This window comes from Brevibacterium metallidurans (genome assembly GCF_037101285.1).
Lineage (GTDB): Bacteria > Actinomycetota > Actinomycetes > Actinomycetales > Brevibacteriaceae > Brevibacterium > Brevibacterium metallidurans.
Genome location: NZ_BAAAAF010000015.1, coordinates 45,545 through 65,760, shown reverse-complemented (window position 1 = coordinate 65,760; position 20,216 = coordinate 45,545). Strand labels below are relative to the sequence as shown.

Sequence of the window (20,216 nt, the reverse complement as noted above, 5' to 3'; positions counted from 1 at the left end):
AGAGACTTCAGATGACGACTCTGCTGCCAGGTGAGTTTGAGGATGAAGAGCCCGACATCATCGAAGGGCAACTGTTCCGGGTCCTAACCAATGTCGATGGCTCAGTCTTGCTTGAGTTGCGGAACGGCAACACGGCCCGCGCCAACGGCTCGGGCCTGGCTGGTTTGCAGCCCGGAGACGTCTTCCTGCTTGCGGACGGTCGGGTCGAGCAACTCCCCGCTGAGTCATGGCCGGCTGGTGATCGCACTGGAACCGTCGTGTGGGCTGGGAACACCGATATCGTCGTGAAGTCAGCTGGCTCTACCTATAGCTTCCGGCAGCGAGCCGACGATCCCTTCAAGAAGGGGCAAACGGTTCGGCTCGGACCAGATGGCCAACCGATCGCCGTGATTGCAGACGAACCCATTGACGACCTCAGCATCCTCCGCGACGATGACTTCGACCCGGAGTCCCTCGTCGTCCGAAAAGAAGATAACACCACGTCCCTCGAGGATTTCGGCGGCAACACGACGCTCGTCCGCCGCACTCTCGACCTCGCGACCGTGGCGCTTTCGCCCGACGATCCATTGCGGACGATGGGAGTAAACCCGATCAAAGGCATGCTCTTCAGCGGCCCCTCTGGCACGGGAAAAACATTCCTTGCTCGGGCTCTCGCTGCCAAGCTCGATGCTTCTTTCTACAACGTCGGCGGGCCTATGATTGTCGACAAATTCGTCGGCCAGACTGAGCGTCGGCTCCGCGAAATCTTCGAGCATGCGCAAGTCAACGGTCCCGCGATTCTCTTCTTCGACGAGATCGATAGCTTGTACACGCAACGGGGCGAACACAACCACGAGGCAACCAACCGGCTCGTTGGACAGTTCCTGTCGCTCCTTGACGGCTTCGTGGCGTACGACCGAGTGCTCATCATTGCGACGACAAACCTTCCCGGAGCGCTTGATGACGCGCTCCTGCGCCCTGGACGACTGGGGCACAAGCTCGTCTTCTCCTTGCCGTCCGAGGATGACAGAGTTCAGATTCTCACGGCATCGAGTCGCAAGGTGACATTCCGAGAGGCGCCAGACCTGTCAGCGCTGGCCCAACTCACGGACGGCTGGACAGCGGCCGACCTCGCTGCGATCTGGACCGAGGCCGGTCTTGCCGCGACCCTCGACCATAGGAAATCCATCGCTTGGGAAGACATCCTCATCGGTGTTGAGGCGGTTGACCGCGACCGAAGAACCCAAGTGAAGGCAGAGTGATGGCTATCTGGAACCGCAAGCGCAATGAAATCCGTGACCGCCACCGCGAGTTCATCTATCTGGACGAAGTGAGTGTTGTCAGCCTTCTCGCCGGCCTTCAAGGCGAGATTAAGGACGCCGTCACCGATACCCTCTCGCGTACAGAAGACCACAGTTTAGGAGGGACCCTCGGCGCGGCGAAGGCCGGTGCCAGCGTGGAGTCACGCCTTGGCACATCGCGGAGCTCGACCAACGAAGTTGTCCGACGTGCGGTCATCCAAAGCACGTTCCGGGACCTCTGGCGACGCGACGTCGGGGTTCTCCTTCACGACATCTCGGGGATCAAGCGTAGGCTTCGCAAGCCGATCCACTCGTACCGCGATCTTGAGAATGCACTTCCACGTTTAAAGAAGGCGAAACTGGCCGTCCCCCTGGGCAACATCCACCGCGGCGACATCGTGGAGATGGACATTAAGGTAGAAGCCGATCAGTTCTTCAAGATGATCACGGTGGGTACCACATTCCTCGATCTCATGAACGGTCGAGAGGACCTGTTTGGCGTCTCGGCTGCGGACGTTCGTGAGGTCGCACCAATGATCGAGGTACTTAAGGAGCTTCTCGTTGGACTCGTTCCCATGCGGGGGGTAGCCACGAGCCACAGCGTCATCGAGGTGGCCGGTGAGCAGGTCGCAATCGCAACAGAGCTTCTAGGCAACGAAGTGCAGGGAGGCGCAAGACCTCTCGAACTGGTCGGCTTCGCTGAAGCCAACTCCTTCTGGCGCGACCTCCGTCGGACACTGTTCTCAGCTTCCACCTTCACCGTCTACGCCCGGGCCGAAGGACCTACGCTCACTTCACCATGGTCCCCGATCAAAATCGCGGACCTCCTCGAATCCCTGTCACCTGATCTCCGTGATGAGGTAGTGCTCCCACTACAACAGCTTGACCTCGGCAACACCCAGCTGATCGAGACTCCCGAGGCAGGGGCCACCGCTCAGTTTCAACTAAACAACTTCGCCGCTGCGCTCCAAGCGGCCTCGGGCGCAAGCCCTGATGCCGCTTCGGTCAATAGGGCCGTCGAAACTACCATTCCGGCACTCGCTTCTGCAACGACCATTGAGGAGCGGCGTCGCGCCTTTGAACCTGTCGCCCAGGCTGTAGCAGGCGAGAACGTCAACCGAGACCTACTGCTGACAATCAGAAATGACTGGATCAATCGACTCCCCACGTCCGCGCCGAACACCTCTACGGCTCCTCTTCAACAGCCCGAACCTTACGCGCCACCAGTTCAGCTCGAAGTCGGGTTCGTCGCACTGTACTGGTGAGCAACCAACCAGGCGGACACGCCATCTTCATCTTCCACGCGCGCTGTAATCCCTTACGCTCAGCGCGTGTCCACTTAGGACTTGACTGACGAGTGGGGCGAGATCAGATATGGATACCTGACATCTGATGACCGTCGACACAGATTGCCTTGCGCGCCAGCAGGTGAGTGCCCCGAGAACCGCGAAGAGCCAGTAAAGATGTCCGCTGAAAGCAATGCCCGCGTTCACATCCATGCATTCCGGTGGTGGGTGGGCAATCCGGAGATGACACGTGCCGAAGCTGAATTGCGGGACCTCGCCGCTCTGCGTGACGCCGTTGCATACGAGATCGGAATTCACGCGCACGAGGTCGCCACCTACGAAGGCATCTCCTGGGCAACTGTCGCTGATGCGCTCAGCATCAGCCCCGCCGCTGCCCGCCGCCGTTATGAGCGCTGAGGCGTGTTCGGGTCGTCAACACCGGCCGTTAGCAATGCCAGGTTGTCCACGCGGAGGGCCTCGGCAAGAGCGTCGATCGATTCGAGCGTTAAGTTGCGTTCGCCTCGCTCGATGCCTGCCAGATAGCGCGGTGTCACATCGAGGTATTCGGCCAGCTTCTCTTGGGTGAGCCCTCTCGACACGCGCAGGGCGCGGAGGTTCCGGCCCAGGCGGTGTTTGAGGGATTCCTTCACCCTTCAAGCCTCAAAGAAGGAAGCGAAGAGTACCAGGTACTCATCACTTCCACTAGGATCAGTAGCGAGACCAGGACATGTACACAGAGAGGAACGCGCTTACCCGCGCATGCGAATGATGATGAGAACACTGCACCGACCAGCGGCGACGATCGCCGCAGCGATCCTCGGCCTCTCCCTTGTGGGATGCGCCTCCGACCCGGCGGAGACCCCGGACGACGAGACCGGCGGTGACTCAACTGCCAGCGTCTACGAGTTCCAGACCAACGGTGTTGAGCCGTCGAGTGAAGTGACGGTCCGTGTTCCTGACGACCTCCGCGAGGTTATGGGAGCGGAAGCCGGCGGCATGGTCATTGACCAGATCGTCGTGACGGCACATGAACTTGAAGGTGCTCAGTACTGCGCCGCCGATCTCTCCATGAACTACCTCGGGAACCAGCCACTAGACATGATTGCGGCAAACGATAATCCTACCGACCGGGAGAGCGCGGTGCAGACCTTCATCAACAGAATTCCGAACAGCGGAGTTGATGACGAAGCATCCGTTATCGAATGGCTTGACAGCGCCATCGAAGCCGACATTGCGAATGGTTACAGCGAGAGTGACATCGCCGATTCTTTTGAAAAATTGTTCGGCACGCCTGCCGATCTGGAGAACGATACATATCTCAGTCCATACCAGGACGGCGACACCGGCCAGGACGTCTTCGACCGCTACGTCGGCAGCGCATCCGACGAGCAGGCTCCGGGAACCACCATCGTTGCGGAGAGCCTCGGACTCGATGACGCCCATCCGCAGACCGACCTCGACGAGTCCGCGCCCGAATCAGGCACCTATGTCAGCGAGGACTACACGACTATCACCGTAGTAGGCGACTGCGCTGCATCCGCGACCGACCCGGACAACGCAATCGAGATCGAGCTTCCATCGGTTGATGCCGACGGGAAGAGGAGCGCTGCTGCGACGGCGCAGCTGTCGGTGATGACCGATGGAACTATTGGCGTTGCAGGTGAGGTCAACGGCTACATGCGCGACGCGAACGACGACTGGATCACCAACTGAGGAGTACCAGGACGATATTTCAACCACGACACTGAATGCCCCGGGCGGCTATTGCCCGGGGCATTCGTTTTTCTCGTGTGGCTCACCACCCGCGATAGTTCTCGTAGAGCTTCTTCCCGCACCACCACACGGACAAGCCGAACAGCCCGCATCCAGTGAGGGTGCCGACGGCGATCAGCACTTTGGCCCACCAGGTAGTCGCGGTCGCGAATGAGTCCCACGCCCACGAAAACAGCGGACCAGCACCGATCATCTGAGTGACGCCACCGACGAGACCCCCGAAGATGATGAAGACCGCTGCGAAGGGCAGCAGCGCCAGGCACACTCGGCCCACCGTGGTCCAGGTCATCGCGGTCGAGAGCCGGTCGATACGACGCTCTGCGGCGTCCGCCGCCCGCTCCAACTTCTCTGCCCGGGAGGTCACGTTGTCGAGCTTCTCGGTGCTGATGTTCGCGACACGGCGCTCGAAGCCCTCGACCACCTGCTCCACGCCGCGCACAGGAGCCTCAACGGCATGAGCGAGCCTCGCGTCGAGCACCTTCACCGCATGCTTGGTCAGTTTGTCGGTGTCGATGGTTACCTGCCCGCGCTTGCGTACGGCTTCGGCAAGGTCAGCCGAAGCCGAGGTCGTCGTCTCCAGCTCCGTGCGGACCGTCTTCAATACCGACAGTGCTTCCAGGTCCGACTTCTTCATCGACGATCCGTTGCGCAGCTTCACGAGTGCGCTCTCGCTGAGCTGCTGAGCGACTGCGGCGAGAGTGCTTTCGATCTCGCTCAGCCTGGTCTTCGTTTCGTCGTCGAGCGATACCGTCGAGGGCTGCTCGGGCTGCTGCGAGGTCGACAGCTGATCCAGGCGCTTCGTCTGCTCCTCGTCCATCAGCTTGATATACGCGTTCTGCTCCGCGACGGTATTCGTCAGCTTCTCGATCTGCTGCCTGTCGTCGTCGTGCTCGGAGGTCAAGGCTTCCAGCATCCGAGTAACGCGATGCAGCTCGTCCTCCTGTCCCATCCGTTCCAGTGCTTCCATGCTTCTTTCCTTTCTGTGCGTGGTAGTCGAAGATCTGCTGCGCCCCCTCCGCAGTGAATTCGGGGGTGAGCCCGGAGGCCTTCTTGCGGCCGAGCTTCCCGTTGTCGTCGCGGCGCATCTTGTAGCTCCACCCGTCGCGGTTCGTGACTGCGAGAGCGACGCCGTGCTCGGCGAGCACCTGCTCGAAGGCATCCTGGTTGGCCGAGCGGGAGTCGGTGAGCGCGGCGAGCACTTTGTCGCCGAGCACCTGCTCGAACCCACCAGGTTTGAACGCCTCCCGGCGCAACTCCCAGTCCGGCTTCGGTTCCTCAGGATCAGGCAGCACCTGCAAACCCTCGTCCCGCATCAGTTCATCGTTGAGCTGGCGCAGACCGTGCTTCCACGCCGTGTATCGCTGAAGACTCCCGCCGGTCAGATCGTCGTGGTTGGTGACGAGGACGTGTGCATGCCCGTGCTTACCAGCCGAGTCGGCGTGGACGACCACCATGAAATCGGCGGAGTGCATCCTCTCGGCAAGTTCAACGGCCACATCCCGGATTCGATCGAGGTCCTCCTGTTTCGTCACGTCGAACTCGTCAGGGCTGAACGCGAGGACGTAGGACTGAATCTGGTTCGTGCGGCCATGCGCACTCGCGAGAGCTTGAGCGCGCTCGACGAACGCCAGCGGCGTCGCCGTGTTGTCGCCCGCGACACGGATAGCGAACGACCCCGCTCGAGTCCGAGGTTCTCCGGAGAGCAGCTTCACGCGCCCCTTGTACCCATGGCCGTACAGCACGTAGGCGGCCGATCCTGCAGCATCCCGCGACGGGCGAACATTGATGGTGCTCATGACGCCGTCCGATCCCCAAGTGCGGCCCGCACCTCGTCGACAGCATCGCGCAAGGCGACCACGAGGTCAGCGTCGAGCACCGTCGCCTTGCCGGAGTTGATCGCGCGCATGCACTGGTTGAGGTTCGAGCCGACCCGGCGAAGCTCGGTCACCGCACGTCCGAGTTCGGGGGCAATGGTCGGCACCGCCCCCGACGTGAGCGCTGCCCGTTCGATCTTCTCGATGTTCGAGGAGCGGGCGTCGAGGGCGTCGAGGATGACGGCCCGTGCCCACGAGCTCGGCCGCACACCGAGGACACGAGCCCGCCGGAGGACCGCTTCGCGATCCTCCGCGGACAGGCGAACGTCGAGCTTCGCCCGACGGTTCCGACGCGGTGCGTCGGCAGGCCCTACCGCTTCCGCATCCCCACGACCGGTGTTCACCTGGGAGTCGTGGGGATACTCCAGCGTCAGTGCCTGGCCGTCTGCACACCCCTCCGCACGAGCCCGACCAGCGTTGCTATGGGTGTCGGGCTCGTGCTCCGGGGTGTACAGACGACGGCCAGCAGGGTTCTTGTCCGACATTTCGCTGACGCTCATGTCGTCCAAAAACCGCTGGCCTCCGTCCTCGGTCGCTGCGCTCCCTGCGGGCGGAGGGGGCCCGGGACGCTGGCGCAGGTCCCGGATCGGAGTCGTCAACCGTTCCACGGCGTCTCCTCCTCAGGCTCAGGATCGACGGCCTGCTCGCTCGGCCCGGCGACCACACCCTTCGAACGGGATGCCGCCTTCTTTGCACGCTTCGCGCGCTTCGAACGCTGAGTCCTGAGGTGATCAGCCGACAGCTGAGTTAGCCGTTCGTAGAGATCGCCGTGCTCCTCGCGGAGCAGCTCCACGACCCTGGCTTCGACACGGCGCTGCTCTGCGGCAGCGGCGCGCTTGAGCTTCGCGATGCGTTCAGCCGCACGGCGGCGCTCCTGCGCAATCAGCTCGTCAAGGTTGTTCGTGATCTGGTTAGTCATGGTCAGTTCCTTTCGGTTAGTTCGGAGGCCGGTCGGCATCCGTAAGGTGGTTCGCAGTTGACGTTGCTTCCCCGGAGCGACCAGCGGGAAGCGCCAACGGCACGTCAGGGCTGTGCTCGGCGAGCCCATCCAACAACTCGGAGACAGCACCGTCAGCGTCGTGATCGATCTTGCTCTCCGGCCCGTAGCTCAGCGACAACCACTCGGAACTGACGTAGTAGCCAGAGGTCTTGTTGCGGACCCCGAGCCGGTACGGCTCGACCTTTCCGATGGGCTGGACGAGGTAGCGAAGAATGTCGTCTTCCCGGTAGACCCTCACCACCGACTGCAACCGACGGATGAACTGGTCGAGCGCTTCATCGACATTGCCCTTCTGGCGGGCGTAAAAGAAGAACTCGACCGGCTCGATGGTCGCGGTGATCACAATGAGCCGGGGAGCGACCTCACCCTTGTTCTTGTACCGTGCCCGAGCCGGTGAAGCGTTGTGCGGATCGAGCAGCAGAAGCCAGTCGTTCGCATCCATCGCCGACGCCCGAAGATCATCAAGCAGCATGATCTCCTCGCCCCGCCAGTCATCGAGAGGGTTTGTCGTCGCGGCACGGTAGACCTGCCACCGCTCCCCGTGTCCCTTGGCACACGAGATCGCCTCCTGGATGAACGCGTTCGCGAACCGAGTCTTACCGACCCCGGCGTCGCCATGAATGAAGACGACCTGGGTCGAGAACTCCCCAGCACGCAACTTCGCCGCCGCACGGTAAGCACGGCGCTGCCCATAGGCTGACAGGGCGTCGTCGATCTCCCGCTGATGCCGTGAGTAGATATCGAAGTACTCATCGGTGAGCATGATCTGGTCCCGCGTGAGTTCGCCCTGGAGCACCATCTCGCGGAACGCCTCAAACTCCAGCTTCGCCCGCTTCGCCTTGACGTGAGCGCGGCCCTTCCGCCACGCCGTATACCGCTCGCGGTACACCTGCTGGTAGCCCATGCCCCGCACGGTGGCGACCTGCTCCGGCGGATACTGGAACTTGTCGGCGTACTTAACATGCGTGAGGTAGGCCAAGCCGTTGTCATGCTGCTGCGTGATCTTCTTACCGCAGACCTCGACAGGTGCACCACCACGCGACTTATCGAGTTCGACGTACTGGACCTCGACGCCCAGGATCGCTGCCAGCTTCTCAATCGCCGCCGAGGTGTCCCGGCTCTTGAACTTCAGAAGCAGGTGCAAGTGCAGGTACTTCAGGACCTCGACCATCGAAGCCGTCACGTCATCCCAGCCAAGCTGAGTGTCGTCACCATGCAGGATGCAGTGAGCCTCTTCGACCACGAGACCAACAGATTCCAGCAGCGCGACCAAGTACTCCGTGATTGCATTGGCGGTCTCACGAAGTACATCGACGCGCGTCGGATCATCCTTCGGGAGACCGTTCGCTGCATGTGCCTGCTCCAACAGACCGACGAACACGGGATCGGTCGAGTGCTGCCAGCATTCCGGCTTGAGCTGCTGTACCAGCATGACCAGGGTCGGATTCGCTGCCTTACGCGCCATGACGGCCACCCCCGGGACGATGAACGTCAAGGCGCATCGATAAGCCGTTGTACCCCCGATGTACCCTCCGGTGTTCCCTGCGCAACGAGAGGTAGTTAGAGGAGGAACGAAGCGGCAGAACCAGCGGAAACACGCCGGTTTCGAGATGGCGCGGCGAATCTACAAGCCCTTCGCCGCGCCCGTAGATGGCATATAACGGCTCAGGTTCCACAACACTCTTCGCAGTATGGATGCGCACTCGATAACGGGGCTCAGGGGGGATGCGCTCTTCAATGGTTGCAGGAGTAGCACTCACTTGGCACCGCCAAGGAGAGCGCGCAGACGCCGGATCTGCTCATCCGACAGCGGGGGAGAGGACGCGACGACCCGCTCGGCGGCGGACTCCATTGACTCGAAGCTTCTCGCGGGCTTCGGTACGGCCAACGCGTCGAGATCGGCCCGCAGGACCTTGACGCGGCCACCGATCTTTACTGCCGGCAGCTTGCCTTGGGTGATGTATCGGCGAAGCGTCTGATACGCACCGTATCCGAGCTGTACAGCCTCGGTCAGGTTGACGTAGTGGGATAGGTCGGACTTGGGAGGAGTGGTGTACCCCATGAGAACTCCAGACAGAAGAATCTGTCCGGAGACGGGGGAATAGTTGTCCGGCTACTTTCCCGGTCGCCGTGCGCGATGCTCCACTGGGTCCCTACGGACCTCCGTGCCTTACGGGAGAAGTCCCTCCCAGCCGGGTCGTCTGTCTCTCAATCTCGACGTGGTTCCCGGTGCTACCCGGTGCTGACTAGGCGCTGCTCAACACAGCCCACGTGGGGTGATCCCCCTTCCTCAATCTTGCGTACGCGATCTCAGAAGGCTTGTCGCGATCCTATCCGGCCTGTCAAGCAAGGTCAAGCCCGAGTGCTCTTTACGTAAGTGCTGTACGGAACGTGGTGGAGTTCAGGTTCAATGTGTAGAAAGCGGCTCTGACCAGGGATTTTAGTCGACGGCTAGATGGTCGAGTTTCGTCCTTTCACCACAGCCGAATCCTGTCGATTCTCGTGGTTTGCCGGAATTGGTAGGCGTAGGCTCGCCATATTCGCGATTGTCCGGTCAGGGCTCGGATGGCCGCGGGGAGGCCGGACATCTGCTGCTGGTGAGCACGAGGAGTGCCGGGCTTGTGAGCGTGTGGTTTGCCAGATGGGTTCCTGTTCGTCCGGCGGCTCGGACGATGAGGATTGCGTGTTGCTCGCTCCCGGTCACGCGGGACGCTCGTTTCGTGATGTGAGCCAGCCCATCAGCTTGTTCTTCTTGCTGTTCTGGAACGCGGCGCAGAGCCAGGTGTCATCGGCCTGACGTTCAAAGACGAAAGTCTGGACCTTATTGAGCGGGACGTTTCGTCCTTTGCTGACTCCGCCCTCGCTCAGGATGATCGCAACATCGTCGCCGATGAAACGGATGCTCGTGACTTGCACTCGCATGCGACTGCCCTTCTGGAACCGAGTTAGGACCGGTTCGTGGTCGCTGGCAATCGCGCTCCTGCCCTTGCTGACCGATCCGAGGAAGGTGACATATGTTGCATCGGTAGTGAAGTAGCTCGCGTAGTTTTCGGCATCTCCGTCGTCCCATGCCTCGACCATCTGGGCGAGCACATGCGCTATATTTGTTTGCATGGGAGTAATGATTGCATGAACGCAAGTAAACGACAAGAGCGGTCTCTTGATCCTGAGCTGTATCGCCGGTACCTCGCGGCTCTGACGCTGTTCCACCAAGCTGCGGCTGACTCGGTCGGACTCTCCGGCACTGACTACCAGGCCAGCAACCTGCTGGAGCTTGATGGGCCGATGGCGAGCAGTGAGCTCGCGCGGCGCCTCGGACTGTCACTCGCTGCGGGGTCGCGACTTGCTGATCGGCTCGTCGAGGCTGGGGTCGCTCGCCGACATGCGGACAGCACTGATCGGCGGCGAGTGATCATCGAGCACTCGGGAGTCCTCCCGGGGGAGCTCGCGCGCACGCTTGACCGGGTTCGAGAACCGATTGCCGCCGCGCTGGCATCAATGTCAAGCGAACAGCTGTCAGGCGTCGCCGCGTATTTGGCAGCCGCCACCAGTGCTTACGCACAGTCAGCACGCTCGCTCAGCGACGTGCCTTGACTTCCACTTCGCCGAATAGACGTCGCTGCTGCCTGAGGTCGCTAGCGGATGGTTGTTCGTCGAACGCGTTGCCGTCGAGACGGTCGAGGTCCAGGATCGGATGTCTGACTTCTGCGCAAGCACGTCCGCGTGGACCCCTGGCGCGCTCTTCGGCCGCGAGTTGATCTGAGAATGCGCGGCGACTCTGCGTGCCTTGCTTGTCCGGCTGCACGCCCGCAAGGGGGTTGAGTGGTACCATGAAGTTGTACCGGTCGACGCAGTGGAAGGGGCCATGATGTCTATCAGCGCAAGTGAGGCACGCAAGACCTTGTTCCCGCTCATTGAGCGAGTGAACGAGGATCGCGATGCCGTCGAGATCGTCTCTCGCAAGGGCAACGCCGTCCTCATGCCCGCTGACGAGTACGCCGCGTGGCAGGAGACAGCATACCTGTTCCGCTCGCCGGCAAACGCTCGCCGCCTGCTCGATGCCTACGAACGTGCCCGCGCAGGGAAGACCGAGCACCACGACCTCGATCGTGCTGATGAGGAAGCCTGAGTGCGTCTGGTTTGGGACGAGTCCGCGTGGGAGGACTACAAGCACTGGCAGACAGCTGACCGTAAGATCCTGAAGCGGATCAACACACTCATTGATGCTTGCTTGCGCGATCCGTTCTCCGGAATCGGAAAGCCCGAACAGCTGAAGTATGGAGCACAGGGCTCATGGTCGCGACGCATCACCGACGAACACCGGCTCGTCTACCTCGCCGTCGATGACGACCTCGTGATCCTGCAGGCCCGTTACCACTACTGAGAGCGAGTGTCCCACCTGGACGTAGTCAGGGGTCTGTGTCCTCGAGACCTGCGGACCCGTTCCCTTGCTCCGTGATCTTCTTGACGGCGTCGACGGTGCGGACCAGTTACTGATCTTTGGATCCTGGCCCGCGCGCCGTGCCGGTCAAAGTGGTGCTTTCCTGAACGATATCGACCTGCTCTTGATCGGAAACGTGCCGCGCTGAGCGCTCGCCTCGATCGCTGCTGCCGCGGGTGAGGAGTTGGATGTTCCCGTGAATGTGACAGGATTGACTGCCGACGAGTGGGATGTGGCCGATCCGTCGCCGTTCGTCGCGACACTCGGGTCGAGGCCGATTGACGACGTGCTGACGGGCGAGGTCCGTGCTTGAGGCCAGCGACGCATCGGGCCGATCACTCCCGGAGAGTTCCTGATGCAGGACTTCATCGAGAGGTACGGCATTACGCAGAACGAGCGCTCCGTGTCGATCGGAGCTCCGCTTGGCGGATCAACGAGATCGTGCGCGGAAAGCGAGGCATCACCGCCGACACCGCGATCCGTCTGGCGCGATACTTCGGTACGTCCGAGGAGTTCTGGATGAACCTGCAGTCGAGCTTGCGAGCTGCGAATGGAACGCAGTGTGCTGCGCGAAAAGGATGCAACGATCACGCCGTTGAAGGTTGCGTGAGCGAGGGCGCCCGTACCCAGGTACTGTAATCCAGGTGAAGATGGAGGCATCCGTCGAGATCGTCCCCCGCGATGACAATCCTGCTGGTACGAAACAAGGTGGAGTTGAAGTTCAATGACTGATGACAGTGTGATCGACGAGGCGGCTCTGCCTCCGTGCCCGGAATGCTCCGAGGCGTACACCTACGAGCAGGGCGCGCTGCTCGTGTGCCCGATGTGCGGGCACGAATGGTCCCCAGATGAGGGCGACGAATCAGCCTCCGATGACGGAGTCATGCGCGATGCCGTCGGCAATGTGCTCGCCGATGGCGATGCTGTCACCGTCGTCAAGGGACTCAAGGTCGCAGGCAGCGGCGGAAGCACCATCAAGGTCGGCACCAAGGTCAAGAGCATCCGTCTGCTCGACGAACCGGTCAACGGCCACGACATCGATGCCTCGGTGCCCGGTATCGGGCGGATCTACCTGAAGTCCTCGGTCGTCAAGAAGGTCTGACGCCTCGATGCGGAGCTCCCCAGTCGGGGAGCCCGGAATGCCGGCACCACAGTCCGGTTCGTGATCGACATCGCGTATCGACGTACACTCGACTGCCCAGGCCTGGCTCCGCGGTGAGCTGCTTCGTTCCGAATCTCGGCGGAATATTGACATAACGCCTAGCGTTATTGACGCGGTGCGTTATATCATTCTTCTGTGATCAGATCGTTCGCCGACCGTGATACCGAGCGTATCTGGCGTCGCGAGTCGGCGAAGAGATTCGATCCGCGCATACACCGGACGGCGAATCGGAAATTGCATCTTCTCGATGCTGCGCCCTCGCTCGACGCTTTGCGGGTACCTCCCGGCAACCGTTTGGAGGCGCTCAAGGGCGATCGGGTCGGTCAGCACAGCATCAGGGTCAACGATCAGTGGCGAATCTGCTTCCGGTGGACCGATGCAGGACCCGAAGACGTCGAGATCGTCGACTACCACTGAGGAGGGGCCATGTCCGAAAAACTCTATCCGCCGATCCACCCGGGCGAGGTCCTGATGGAGGACTTCATCAAAGGGTTCGGCATCACGCAGAACAAGCTCGCCGTGTCGATCGGTGTGCCACCTCGGCGCATCAACGAGATCGTCCACGGCAAACGGGGGATCACAGCCGATACGGCGTTGAGGCTGGGGCGTTACTTCGGAGTGTCACCGCAGTTCTGGCTCAACCTGCAGACTCAGTATGAACTGGAACTTGCTCGGGATCGGCTGTCTGATCAGGTCGAGTCGATCGTTCCCCTGCGCATTGCCTGACCGAGTAGGGAATCGGCTCGATGACCGGGGTTCGGGCTCGCCTGATGATGAGGAACTCGGCTAGGAATCTCAGCCCATCAACTGCGGAGTATCCCGCGAGCACGGCCCGATCGTCTGATGGCGAACGAATACACGAGCGCCCACACGACTCCGATCGGAGCAGTGACCGCGAGAGCGATCCCAGAGACGACCACGACGGGGAAGGGCCACGTGGGTCCGTTTCCGTCCAGACTCGAAACGTTGAACCCGAGCAGCGTGCCGAAGACGAAGAGATACGCATAGGTTCCGAAGAACACAATCGACGCCAGTCCTGCCGCCATCAGAGGGCCGAACGTGGTGAGGACTTCGCGTCTGCTCAACTGGTGCCTTTCGTCGTCATGGAGTGGGCCGGCAATTCCACCTCGAGCAAAGGAATCCGGCTTGGTATTCATCAAAGCCGGTGCCTTCCCGTGTTGCGCCCATCGACACACGAAAGTTGCCGATTCGAAATCTCAGACCTGTTCGCCCCCTTTCGAAGAGCAGCTCGCCAGACGCAGCACGTCATGTCGAACGCACTGCCGCTGTGTGGAAGACTGATCCCGTCCCCGCTGATCTTCCGCAAGGAGCACCCGCATGACCGACAGTGCCGCTGGCCTCATCCGCACCCTGATCGAGAACCTCAAGGAGGCCCCTGACGAGTGGACATCGCTGTCGATGGTCCTCGGTTTCGACCATGAGAAGGTCAACAGCGTCGGCGGCTTCGTCTACGGCGCCGAGGATGTGGTCACGTCGGTGACCGCCTCCCCGTACGATATTCGGCCCGCAGTGAAGGCCTTCACCGACGAACGGTACCCGGACGGGACGCCATTGCCGGTCAGCATGCTCGTCCAGTTCGATTCCCCCACAGGGAACTACGAAGTGACGTTCGAAGACACCGACAGCTCGCGGTGGCAGGTGACACCGGCGAACTTCAAGACCATTCGCGAGGTCTTGCGTCCGAACTTCGCGTGACGCTGCTCGCCTCCGCGCGAGCCGTCCCGCTACGGCATGAACGAACGCCACCGCCGCTTCCGCCGCTCGAACGCGAACCGCTCCGAACGCAGCCGCCGGATCCGATCGACGACGTCCGGGGCATAGCCGAACGCCGCATCCGTGTCGACGAGCCCGTCGAGCACCGCAGCATACCGTTCGACGGGAAGATCGATGCTCCGGCACAGCATCACACGTGCCACCTCGGTGGAGGCCGACTTCTCGAGATCGAGGATCATCCGATCGTGCGCGGAGAGCTCGGTGACGGTTCCAGGGACCACGCGCCCCAGTCTGGCACGCCGGTGCGAGCACCCGCCAAACCCCGAGGTCAGCACCGTCCTCGCCCCCACCCCGGTCACGCCTGCGCCGAGGTGTTTGCGGTCGACGCCGCAGACCACCGCCGCTCACAGGTGACATTGTCACCGCATTTCGATCCGCGAGTCCGCACTCGGGGTTATGATCGTCGCCATGACAGCGACCCCGACGCCCCTGACCCGCTCTCGGCTCGTCCCCATGCGCCCGCGCGACCCCAACGAACCCGGCCGCTCCGCCTCGACGCTCGAACTCTTCTTCGACCTCGTCTTCGTCGTCGCCGTCTCGATCGCCTCGGTGCGCCTCGCCGAGGCGATGACCGAAGGCCACGTCACCGACGGCGTCATCGACTACCTCATCGTCTTCTTCGGCATCTGGTGGGCGTGGATGAACTTCACGTGGTTCGCCACCTCCTTCGACACCGATGACTGGCTCTACCGCCTGCTGACGATCATCCAGATGGGCGGCGTCCTCGTCCTCGCCGCCGGTATCGGCCTCGTCTTCGAAGAGCACAACTTCACCGTCGTCATCATCGCCTACGTCGTCATGCGCTTCGCACTCGTCGCCCAATGGGTCCGCGCCTCGTGGTCATCGCCGTCGGCCCGCAGCACGTGCCGCCTCTACGCGATCGGGGTGAGCATCGTCCAGCTCCTCTGGCTGCTCACCCTCCTCCTGCCCGGCAGCGGCTTCTTCATCGCCCTGCCGATCCTCATCCTCGCCGAGGTGGCCGTCCCCGTCATCGCCGAACGTGCCGGACTCACCCCTGGCACCCGCACCACATCACCGAACGCTACGGACTCTTCACCCTCATCCTGCTCGGTGAGAGCCTGCTCGCGTCGGCCAACGCCATCATCGAAGCCATCCAGGACTCCGATGCCCTCGGCCCGCTCATCGCCATGGCCGTCCTCACGCTCATCGCCACAGCAGCACTGTGGTGGATCTACTTCTGGCCGCCCCACCACCGGTCGATCCGCGGCCTGCGCAACTCGCTCGCCTACGGTTACGGCCACTACTTCATCTTCGCCGCCGCCGGTGCGTTCTCCGCCGGCATCGAAGCCGAGATCGCCGTCATCACCGACCACAGCAAGCTCGAACCGCCCTTCGCCTCGTTCGCGTACACGATCCCCATCGCCGTGTTCATCCTCGGCGTGTGGGCGATCGCGATCCGCCCGAACGCCGACCGGGTCGTCAACATCGTCGTTCCCCTCGGTGGTCTCCGCGTCCTCATCGACCCGCTCATCCCGGTGCCCTTCGCCCTGACCTCGGTCATCCTCATCGGCATCGTCGTCGTCCTCGTCTGGCGCCCGCCCCTGCCTGACCCCGATGACGAACCCGCCGAGGTGCTCGTCGACTGAACGCTCGACCCTCACCCTTGGGGTCGCCTCAGACACTGAGACTCAACCACCGAGACTCAGTCCGCGGATTCCTCCGGTCGGACGAGACCGGGGTCCTCATCGATGAGGGTGAGCAGCGCAGTGAGCGCCGGAGGCTGCCAGCGGCGGCGCGGCCAGGTCAGGGAGATCCGCCACAGCGGAGCAGGCTCCGGCAGATCGATGACCCGGATGCCGGTGCGCCCGAGCACGGTCGAGCGCGGCAGCAACGCGATGCCGAGCCCGTGCCGGACGAAGGCGATGATGAGCGCTGCCGTCGACGATTCGGTGCTCACCTGCCGCTGCAGCCCCTGAGCACTGAAGGCCTCGTCGGTGACGGTGCGCTGTCCGAAGCCGGTGGGGAAGTCGATGAACTCCTCGTCGGCGATCTCGGGCAGAGTCACCTCGGCGGACCCTGCCAGGCGGTGATTCTCACCGACGATGACGACGACAGGGGAGCGGGAGATCTCCCGGGAGATCAGGGACGGATGGGCGGCGACGTCGGTGGAGAACGTCGCGTCGAGACGGTTGTCCGTCGTCTCCTGCCGCAGACCGGCCGAACCGGCAGGGGAGGAGATGAGCTGGAGTTCGACGGCAGGATGGAGCTGCCGGTAGCGGCCGATGAGCCGCGGCAGGTCGAAGGGCAGCTCCGAGGTGGGCGTGCCCAGCCGCAGCCGTCCGCTGACGACGCCCTCGGCCTGCCTGACCGCGGCCAGCGCCGCCTGCTCATCGGCGAGCAGCGCCCGAGACCGCACGAGCAGCTCCTCCCCGGCAGGGGAGAGCTGGAAGCTGCGGGTGGTGCGGATGATGAGCGGCACCCGGGCCTCGCGCTCGAGCGTTTTCACCGCAGCGGACACCGTCGACTGGGCGACATGCAGAGCCTCGGCGGCACGCGTGAAGCTGCGCGCCTCGGCGACGGCGACGAAGTACTCGAGCTGACGCAGATCCATCGACCAATCATCGCACAGAACGATTTCTGTCATCCGAATCATTCGTTGGACACGATGAGTGCTGCGGGTGGAAGGTGGAAGCATCCCCTGACGAGTCCCGCAGCATCCCCGTGAGAACAGGAGCGAGCATGAAAGCGACGATGAGCAGTCCGGCGACATCGGTCAGCCGCCGGCATGGCCGCGGATTCTGGTTCGTCGCCTTTGCCTTCCTCGTCGGCATGGCCTATTCGACCCTGCCGACCCCGCTCTACGCGATCTACGCCGAACGCGATTCGTTCTCCACCTTCGTCATCACGATCGTCTTCGCGATGTACGCCGTCGGCGTCGCCGTCAGCCTCCTGCTCGCCGGGCACGTCTCCGACTGGGTCGGCCGCAAACGCATCATCATCGCGGCTCTGGGACTCGAGATCGCCTCGGCGCTCATCTTCCTCCTCTGGCCCGACCTCCCCGGTCTCCTCGCCGCCCGGTTCATCTCCGGCTTCGGCATCGGCATGCTCACCGCCACGGCCACCGCCCACCTCCACGAACTCCACGGCAGGCACCGTCCGGAGGCGAGTTCGGCCCGGTCGGAGACCGTGTCGATCGCGGCGAACATCGGCGGCCTCGGGCTCGGCCCGCTCATCGGCGGGTTCCTCGCCCAATACGTCGCCGGGCCGCTCGTCGTGCCCTATCTTGTCTTCCTCGTCCTCCTCGTCCTCGCCGTCGTCGGCGTGGCTGCGACCCCCGAGACCGTCGAGGTGCTGCCCTCGCGGCCGCGGTACCGTCCGCAGCGTCCCGGCGGTGCCGGATCCGGGCGGGGCTTCTGGTTGGCGGGGATGGCCGCGTTCACGGCGTTCTCCGTCTTCGGCGTCTTCACCTCGGTGGCCCCCGGATTCGTCGCCGGCGCCCTCCACCAGCCCAATCGGCTCGCGGCCGGGGCGATCACCTTCGTCGTCTTCGCCGCAGCCGCCCTCGCCCAGACGGCCACCCGAAACCTGGGGGCGCAGGTCAGGCTCTCCCTCGGCTCACTCGCCGAGGCGGTCGGCCTGCTCGTCCTCGTGTGGGCGATGCTTGCCAACAGTGCGCCGCTGTTCCTGCTCGGCGGAGCGCTCGCCGGTGCTGGTGCGGGCTTCCTCTTCAAGGGCGCGATCGGCACGGTCCTCGCCTCGACCCCGGCCCGCAGCCGGGGAACGGCGCTGGCCGGTCTCTTCCTCGTCGCCTACATCGGGCTCATCGTGCCCGTTCTCGGACTGGGTCTCGCGGTGACCGTGGTGTCATCGACGGCGGCGATGATCGGACTGAGCATCATCCTCATCGTCATCCTCGCCGCCCTCCAGGTCAGCGCACGCCGCAAGTGAGCGCGCACGCTGGTGAGAGCGCGCGGCCGGTCAGCGCGCGACGCCGGTGAGCGAAACTTCAGTCTCCGTACTTCTCGAGCAGTGCCGCCACCGAATCCTTGCCGAGCTGATTCGCCGCCAGCGGGCTGTCGCCGGTGAGGAGGTTCCGGTCGCGCATGGTCGCCCCGGTCATCTCCGTGTTCTCGACGACGATGCCCGCCTTCTCCAGGGCTTCCCCGAGCGCCCAGGGCATCTTGCCGGGCAGGTACCCGATGTCGATGTTCGCGCCCTGATCGAGCGCATCGGGGAAGGCGACGATGCGGTATCCGGAGAACGGGTTCTCATCCCTCCCGACTCCGGAGGCGAGCAGCCCGGCCGGTCCGTGGCAGAGAGTGATGACGAGGCGGTCGTTGTCGAGGAAGAAGTCGAGCGCCTCCCTGAGGACGGCGCTGTCGGGGATGCCGTTCATCGCCCCGTGGCCGCCGGGGATGAAGATCGCGGCATATTCGTCAAGCCCCTGCTCGATGACCTCGGCGAGCCTCTTCGGGTCTTTGAACTGCTCCTTCGTCGCCTCCCACGCTGAGCCCACTGCTTCGTCGTCCTTCGGGTAGGCCCACCATTCGAACTTGCCGGGTTCGCCGCTGACGGTGGCGATGTCGATGCCGTATCCTGCCTCGGCGATGTGGTGGAGCGGCAGGAGCGTCTCGACTGGATGGTTGCCGGTGGAGAAGAACGTCTCGTTCTGCATGAGCATGTAACGCTCGTCGGTGGCGATGACGAGGACCTTCCACCGCCCGCCCGTGTACTTCTCATCCGTGCCCAGTCCGTCGAAGTCGGTCTTGTCCGCCGTGTACTGGGACAGCGAGTACGGGGACGGGAAGTAGGCGTTGTTCTCCGCCGGGTCCGGCTTCGGCTGGCGATCCTGGTCGGCGGGGGTGGTTTCGGACATCTCGTTCCTTCCATCGTCGGTGCCGGGCACCGGATCTCTCGCCGAGGTGGCTCCCGGCCTGATCATGCAGGTTCGATTGTCGTGTTGCCGCCCAACCTATGCCAGGTGCTGAGGATGCACAAGGGTGAGGTGTGTCGGTCGCGTCGGGGAGAGACGGCTCGCAGCGTCGGGCGCCGCCAGGCGTACCTGGGCTGTGGGACGATGAGACCATGCCTGTGCCGACACCGACGTTGGTGACCGAACGCCTCCGACTGCGCCCTTTCGCTGCCTCCGATGCCGATGACCTCTTCGCCCTGCAGTCCGATGCGCGGGTGCTCGAGTTCTGGGATTCACCGCCGTGGACCGATCGCACGATGATCGAACGGTTCCTGGGCGGATGCCGGACGATGGCCGATGAGGGCACCGGTGGGCGAGTGGCCGTCGAACGCACCGAGGATCGGGCGTTCATCGGCTGGTGCACGTTCAACAGCTTCAACCCGGACTTCCGCAGCGGGTCGCTCGGGTACTGCTTCACCGCGGAGTCCTGGGGGCACGGATATGCGACCGAAGCCGCCAGGGCGGTGCTGAGCTGGGCCTTCGGAGCCTTCGACCTCAACCGGGTGCAGGCCGAAGCCGACACCCGCAATGCCGCCTCGGCGCGGGTGCTCGAAAAGCTCGGCTTCCAGCGGGAGGGAACCCTGCGCGAGGACTGCATCGTCGACGGTGTCGTCTCCGACTCGTGGGTGTACGGTCTGCTCAGACGGGAGTGGCCGGGGTGAGGGGCCGCCCT

General features: G+C 63.2%; 25 protein-coding genes and 2 pseudogenes. 15 read left to right on the top strand and 12 right to left on the bottom strand.

The window, feature by feature from the left end; all coding sequences use genetic code 11:
- Positions 1-11: 11 nt before the first annotated feature.
- The 3 genes from AACX88_RS15205 to AACX88_RS15195 all read left to right on the top strand — a co-directional run bounded on the left by AACX88_RS15205 (position 12) and on the right by AACX88_RS15195 (position 2,983).
- On the top strand, positions 12-1,241 hold the full coding sequence (locus AACX88_RS15205; RefSeq protein ID WP_209895292.1) for an ATP-binding protein: 1,230 nt from the start codon (positions 12-14) through the stop codon (positions 1,239-1,241).
- Complete coding sequence (locus tag AACX88_RS15200) at positions 1,241-2,545, top strand: DUF6414 family protein (protein WP_339393720.1); 1,305 nt, start codon at positions 1,241-1,243, stop codon at positions 2,543-2,545. The genes AACX88_RS15205 and AACX88_RS15200 overlap by 1 nt, the downstream gene beginning before the upstream one ends.
- A 198-nt stretch (positions 2,546-2,743) precedes the next feature.
- Positions 2,744-2,983 (top strand): hypothetical protein, encoded by a 240-nt coding sequence (locus AACX88_RS15195; protein WP_209903950.1) that lies wholly within the window; start codon positions 2,744-2,746, stop codon positions 2,981-2,983.
- On the opposite strand, the gene AACX88_RS15190 is transcribed toward AACX88_RS15195, so the two are convergent.
- The gene (locus AACX88_RS15190) at positions 2,971-3,216 is read right to left on the bottom strand and encodes a helix-turn-helix domain-containing protein (RefSeq protein WP_339393719.1); all 246 of its coding nucleotides are present in this window, start codon (positions 3,214-3,216) and stop codon (positions 2,971-2,973) included. The two genes, AACX88_RS15195 and AACX88_RS15190, sit on opposite strands and share 13 nt — an antisense overlap.
- A gap of 121 nt (positions 3,217-3,337) precedes the next feature.
- Here AACX88_RS15190 and AACX88_RS15185 point away from each other — a divergent pair, with 121 nt between their 5' ends.
- Positions 3,338-4,279: a hypothetical protein gene (locus tag AACX88_RS15185; RefSeq protein WP_339393718.1), complete on the top strand. Its 942-nt coding sequence runs from the start codon at positions 3,338-3,340 to the stop codon at positions 4,277-4,279.
- A gap of 82 nt (positions 4,280-4,361) precedes the next feature.
- Here AACX88_RS15185 and AACX88_RS15180 read toward each other — a convergent pair whose 3' ends face one another.
- The 7 genes from AACX88_RS15180 to AACX88_RS15150 form a co-directional block, all read right to left on the bottom strand.
- On the bottom strand, positions 4,362-4,973 hold the full coding sequence (locus AACX88_RS15180; RefSeq protein WP_245354581.1) for a BAR domain-containing protein: 612 nt from the start codon (positions 4,971-4,973) through the stop codon (positions 4,362-4,364).
- Positions 4,891-6,135, bottom strand: a complete 1,245-nt coding sequence (locus tag AACX88_RS15175) for a relaxase/mobilization nuclease domain-containing protein (RefSeq protein ID WP_339393717.1) — start codon at positions 6,133-6,135, stop codon at positions 4,891-4,893. The genes AACX88_RS15180 and AACX88_RS15175 overlap by 83 nt, the downstream gene beginning before the upstream one ends.
- A complete protein-coding gene (locus AACX88_RS15170) occupies positions 6,132-6,713 on the bottom strand; it encodes a hypothetical protein (protein WP_339393716.1) in 582 nt (193 codons plus the stop codon). Before AACX88_RS15170 ends, AACX88_RS15175 begins: the two co-directional genes overlap by 4 nt.
- A 95-nt stretch (positions 6,714-6,808) precedes the next feature.
- On the bottom strand, positions 6,809-7,132 hold the full coding sequence (locus tag AACX88_RS15165) for a hypothetical protein (RefSeq protein ID WP_339393715.1): 324 nt from the start codon (positions 7,130-7,132) through the stop codon (positions 6,809-6,811).
- Between the two features lie 16 nt (positions 7,133-7,148).
- The gene (locus AACX88_RS15160; RefSeq protein WP_459893196.1) at positions 7,149-8,708 is read right to left on the bottom strand and encodes a Rep family protein; all 1,560 of its coding nucleotides are present in this window, start codon (positions 8,706-8,708) and stop codon (positions 7,149-7,151) included.
- Positions 8,709-8,969: 261 nt separating this feature from the next.
- Positions 8,970-9,275: a helix-turn-helix domain-containing protein gene (locus tag AACX88_RS15155; RefSeq protein ID WP_339393714.1), complete on the bottom strand. Its 306-nt coding sequence runs from the start codon at positions 9,273-9,275 to the stop codon at positions 8,970-8,972.
- Positions 9,276-9,913: 638 nt separating this feature from the next.
- On the bottom strand, positions 9,914-10,327 hold the full coding sequence (locus tag AACX88_RS15150) for an SgcJ/EcaC family oxidoreductase (RefSeq protein WP_339393713.1): 414 nt from the start codon (positions 10,325-10,327) through the stop codon (positions 9,914-9,916).
- Between the two features lie 15 nt (positions 10,328-10,342).
- Between AACX88_RS15150 and AACX88_RS15145 the strand changes: the two genes are divergently transcribed.
- The 8 genes and pseudogenes from AACX88_RS15145 (at position 10,343) to AACX88_RS15110 (ending at position 14,532) form a co-directional block, all read left to right on the top strand.
- Complete coding sequence (locus tag AACX88_RS15145) at positions 10,343-10,807, top strand: MarR family winged helix-turn-helix transcriptional regulator (RefSeq protein ID WP_339393712.1); 465 nt, start codon at positions 10,343-10,345, stop codon at positions 10,805-10,807.
- 274 nt (positions 10,808-11,081) lie between these two features.
- Positions 11,082-11,342 carry a type II toxin-antitoxin system Phd/YefM family antitoxin gene (locus AACX88_RS15140; RefSeq protein WP_339393711.1) on the top strand — a complete coding sequence of 87 codons (261 nt, stop codon included), beginning with the start codon at positions 11,082-11,084 and terminating at the stop codon, positions 11,340-11,342.
- On the top strand, positions 11,343-11,597 hold the full coding sequence (locus AACX88_RS15135; protein WP_339393710.1) for a Txe/YoeB family addiction module toxin: 255 nt from the start codon (positions 11,343-11,345) through the stop codon (positions 11,595-11,597). It begins immediately after the preceding gene.
- Between the two features lie 412 nt (positions 11,598-12,009).
- A pseudogene (locus AACX88_RS15130) lies at positions 12,010-12,264 on the top strand (HigA family addiction module antitoxin).
- A gap of 114 nt (positions 12,265-12,378) precedes the next feature.
- Complete coding sequence (locus AACX88_RS15125) at positions 12,379-12,756, top strand: zinc ribbon domain-containing protein YjdM (RefSeq protein ID WP_339393709.1); 378 nt, start codon at positions 12,379-12,381, stop codon at positions 12,754-12,756.
- Positions 12,757-12,951: 195 nt separating this feature from the next.
- Positions 12,952-13,233 carry a type II toxin-antitoxin system RelE/ParE family toxin gene (locus AACX88_RS15120; protein ID WP_339393708.1) on the top strand — a complete coding sequence of 94 codons (282 nt, stop codon included), beginning with the start codon at positions 12,952-12,954 and terminating at the stop codon, positions 13,231-13,233.
- 9 nt (positions 13,234-13,242) lie between these two features.
- Positions 13,243-13,542 carry a HigA family addiction module antitoxin gene (locus AACX88_RS15115; protein WP_339393707.1) on the top strand — a complete coding sequence of 100 codons (300 nt, stop codon included), beginning with the start codon at positions 13,243-13,245 and terminating at the stop codon, positions 13,540-13,542.
- A 612-nt stretch (positions 13,543-14,154) separates the two neighbouring features.
- Positions 14,155-14,532: a hypothetical protein gene (locus AACX88_RS15110; RefSeq protein ID WP_339393706.1), complete on the top strand. Its 378-nt coding sequence runs from the start codon at positions 14,155-14,157 to the stop codon at positions 14,530-14,532.
- A gap of 29 nt (positions 14,533-14,561) precedes the next feature.
- On the opposite strand, the gene AACX88_RS15105 is transcribed toward AACX88_RS15110, so the two are convergent.
- Together AACX88_RS15105 and AACX88_RS15100 are read right to left on the bottom strand one after the other, a co-directional pair.
- Positions 14,562-14,831: a DUF3263 domain-containing protein gene (locus AACX88_RS15105; RefSeq protein WP_339393705.1), complete on the bottom strand. Its 270-nt coding sequence runs from the start codon at positions 14,829-14,831 to the stop codon at positions 14,562-14,564.
- Between the two features lie 138 nt (positions 14,832-14,969).
- Positions 14,970-15,197, bottom strand: a complete 228-nt coding sequence (locus AACX88_RS15100) for a hypothetical protein (protein WP_339393704.1) — start codon at positions 15,195-15,197, stop codon at positions 14,970-14,972.
- Here AACX88_RS15100 and AACX88_RS15090 point away from each other — a divergent pair.
- A pseudogene (locus AACX88_RS15090) lies at positions 15,160-16,217 on the top strand (low temperature requirement protein A). The gene AACX88_RS15100 and the pseudogene AACX88_RS15090 sit on opposite strands and share 38 nt — an antisense overlap.
- A 56-nt stretch (positions 16,218-16,273) precedes the next feature.
- Here AACX88_RS15090 and AACX88_RS15085 read toward each other — a convergent pair.
- Positions 16,274-17,215: a LysR family transcriptional regulator gene (locus AACX88_RS15085; protein WP_339393703.1), complete on the bottom strand. Its 942-nt coding sequence runs from the start codon at positions 17,213-17,215 to the stop codon at positions 16,274-16,276.
- Positions 17,216-17,310: 95 nt separating this feature from the next.
- On the opposite strand from AACX88_RS15085, the gene AACX88_RS15080 reads away from it, so the two are divergent.
- The gene (locus AACX88_RS15080) at positions 17,311-18,519 is read left to right on the top strand and encodes an MFS transporter (RefSeq protein WP_339393702.1); all 1,209 of its coding nucleotides are present in this window, start codon (positions 17,311-17,313) and stop codon (positions 18,517-18,519) included.
- 58 nt (positions 18,520-18,577) lie between these two features.
- Here AACX88_RS15080 and hchA read toward each other — a convergent pair whose 3' ends face one another.
- Positions 18,578-19,447 (bottom strand): glyoxalase III HchA, encoded by an 870-nt coding sequence (gene hchA / locus AACX88_RS15075; protein ID WP_339393701.1) that lies wholly within the window; start codon positions 19,445-19,447, stop codon positions 18,578-18,580.
- 209 nt (positions 19,448-19,656) lie between these two features.
- Here hchA and AACX88_RS15070 point away from each other — a divergent pair, with 209 nt between their 5' ends.
- Positions 19,657-20,205 carry a GNAT family N-acetyltransferase gene (locus AACX88_RS15070; protein ID WP_339393700.1) on the top strand — a complete coding sequence of 183 codons (549 nt, stop codon included), beginning with the start codon at positions 19,657-19,659 and terminating at the stop codon, positions 20,203-20,205.
- Positions 20,206-20,216: the final 11 nt, after the last annotated feature.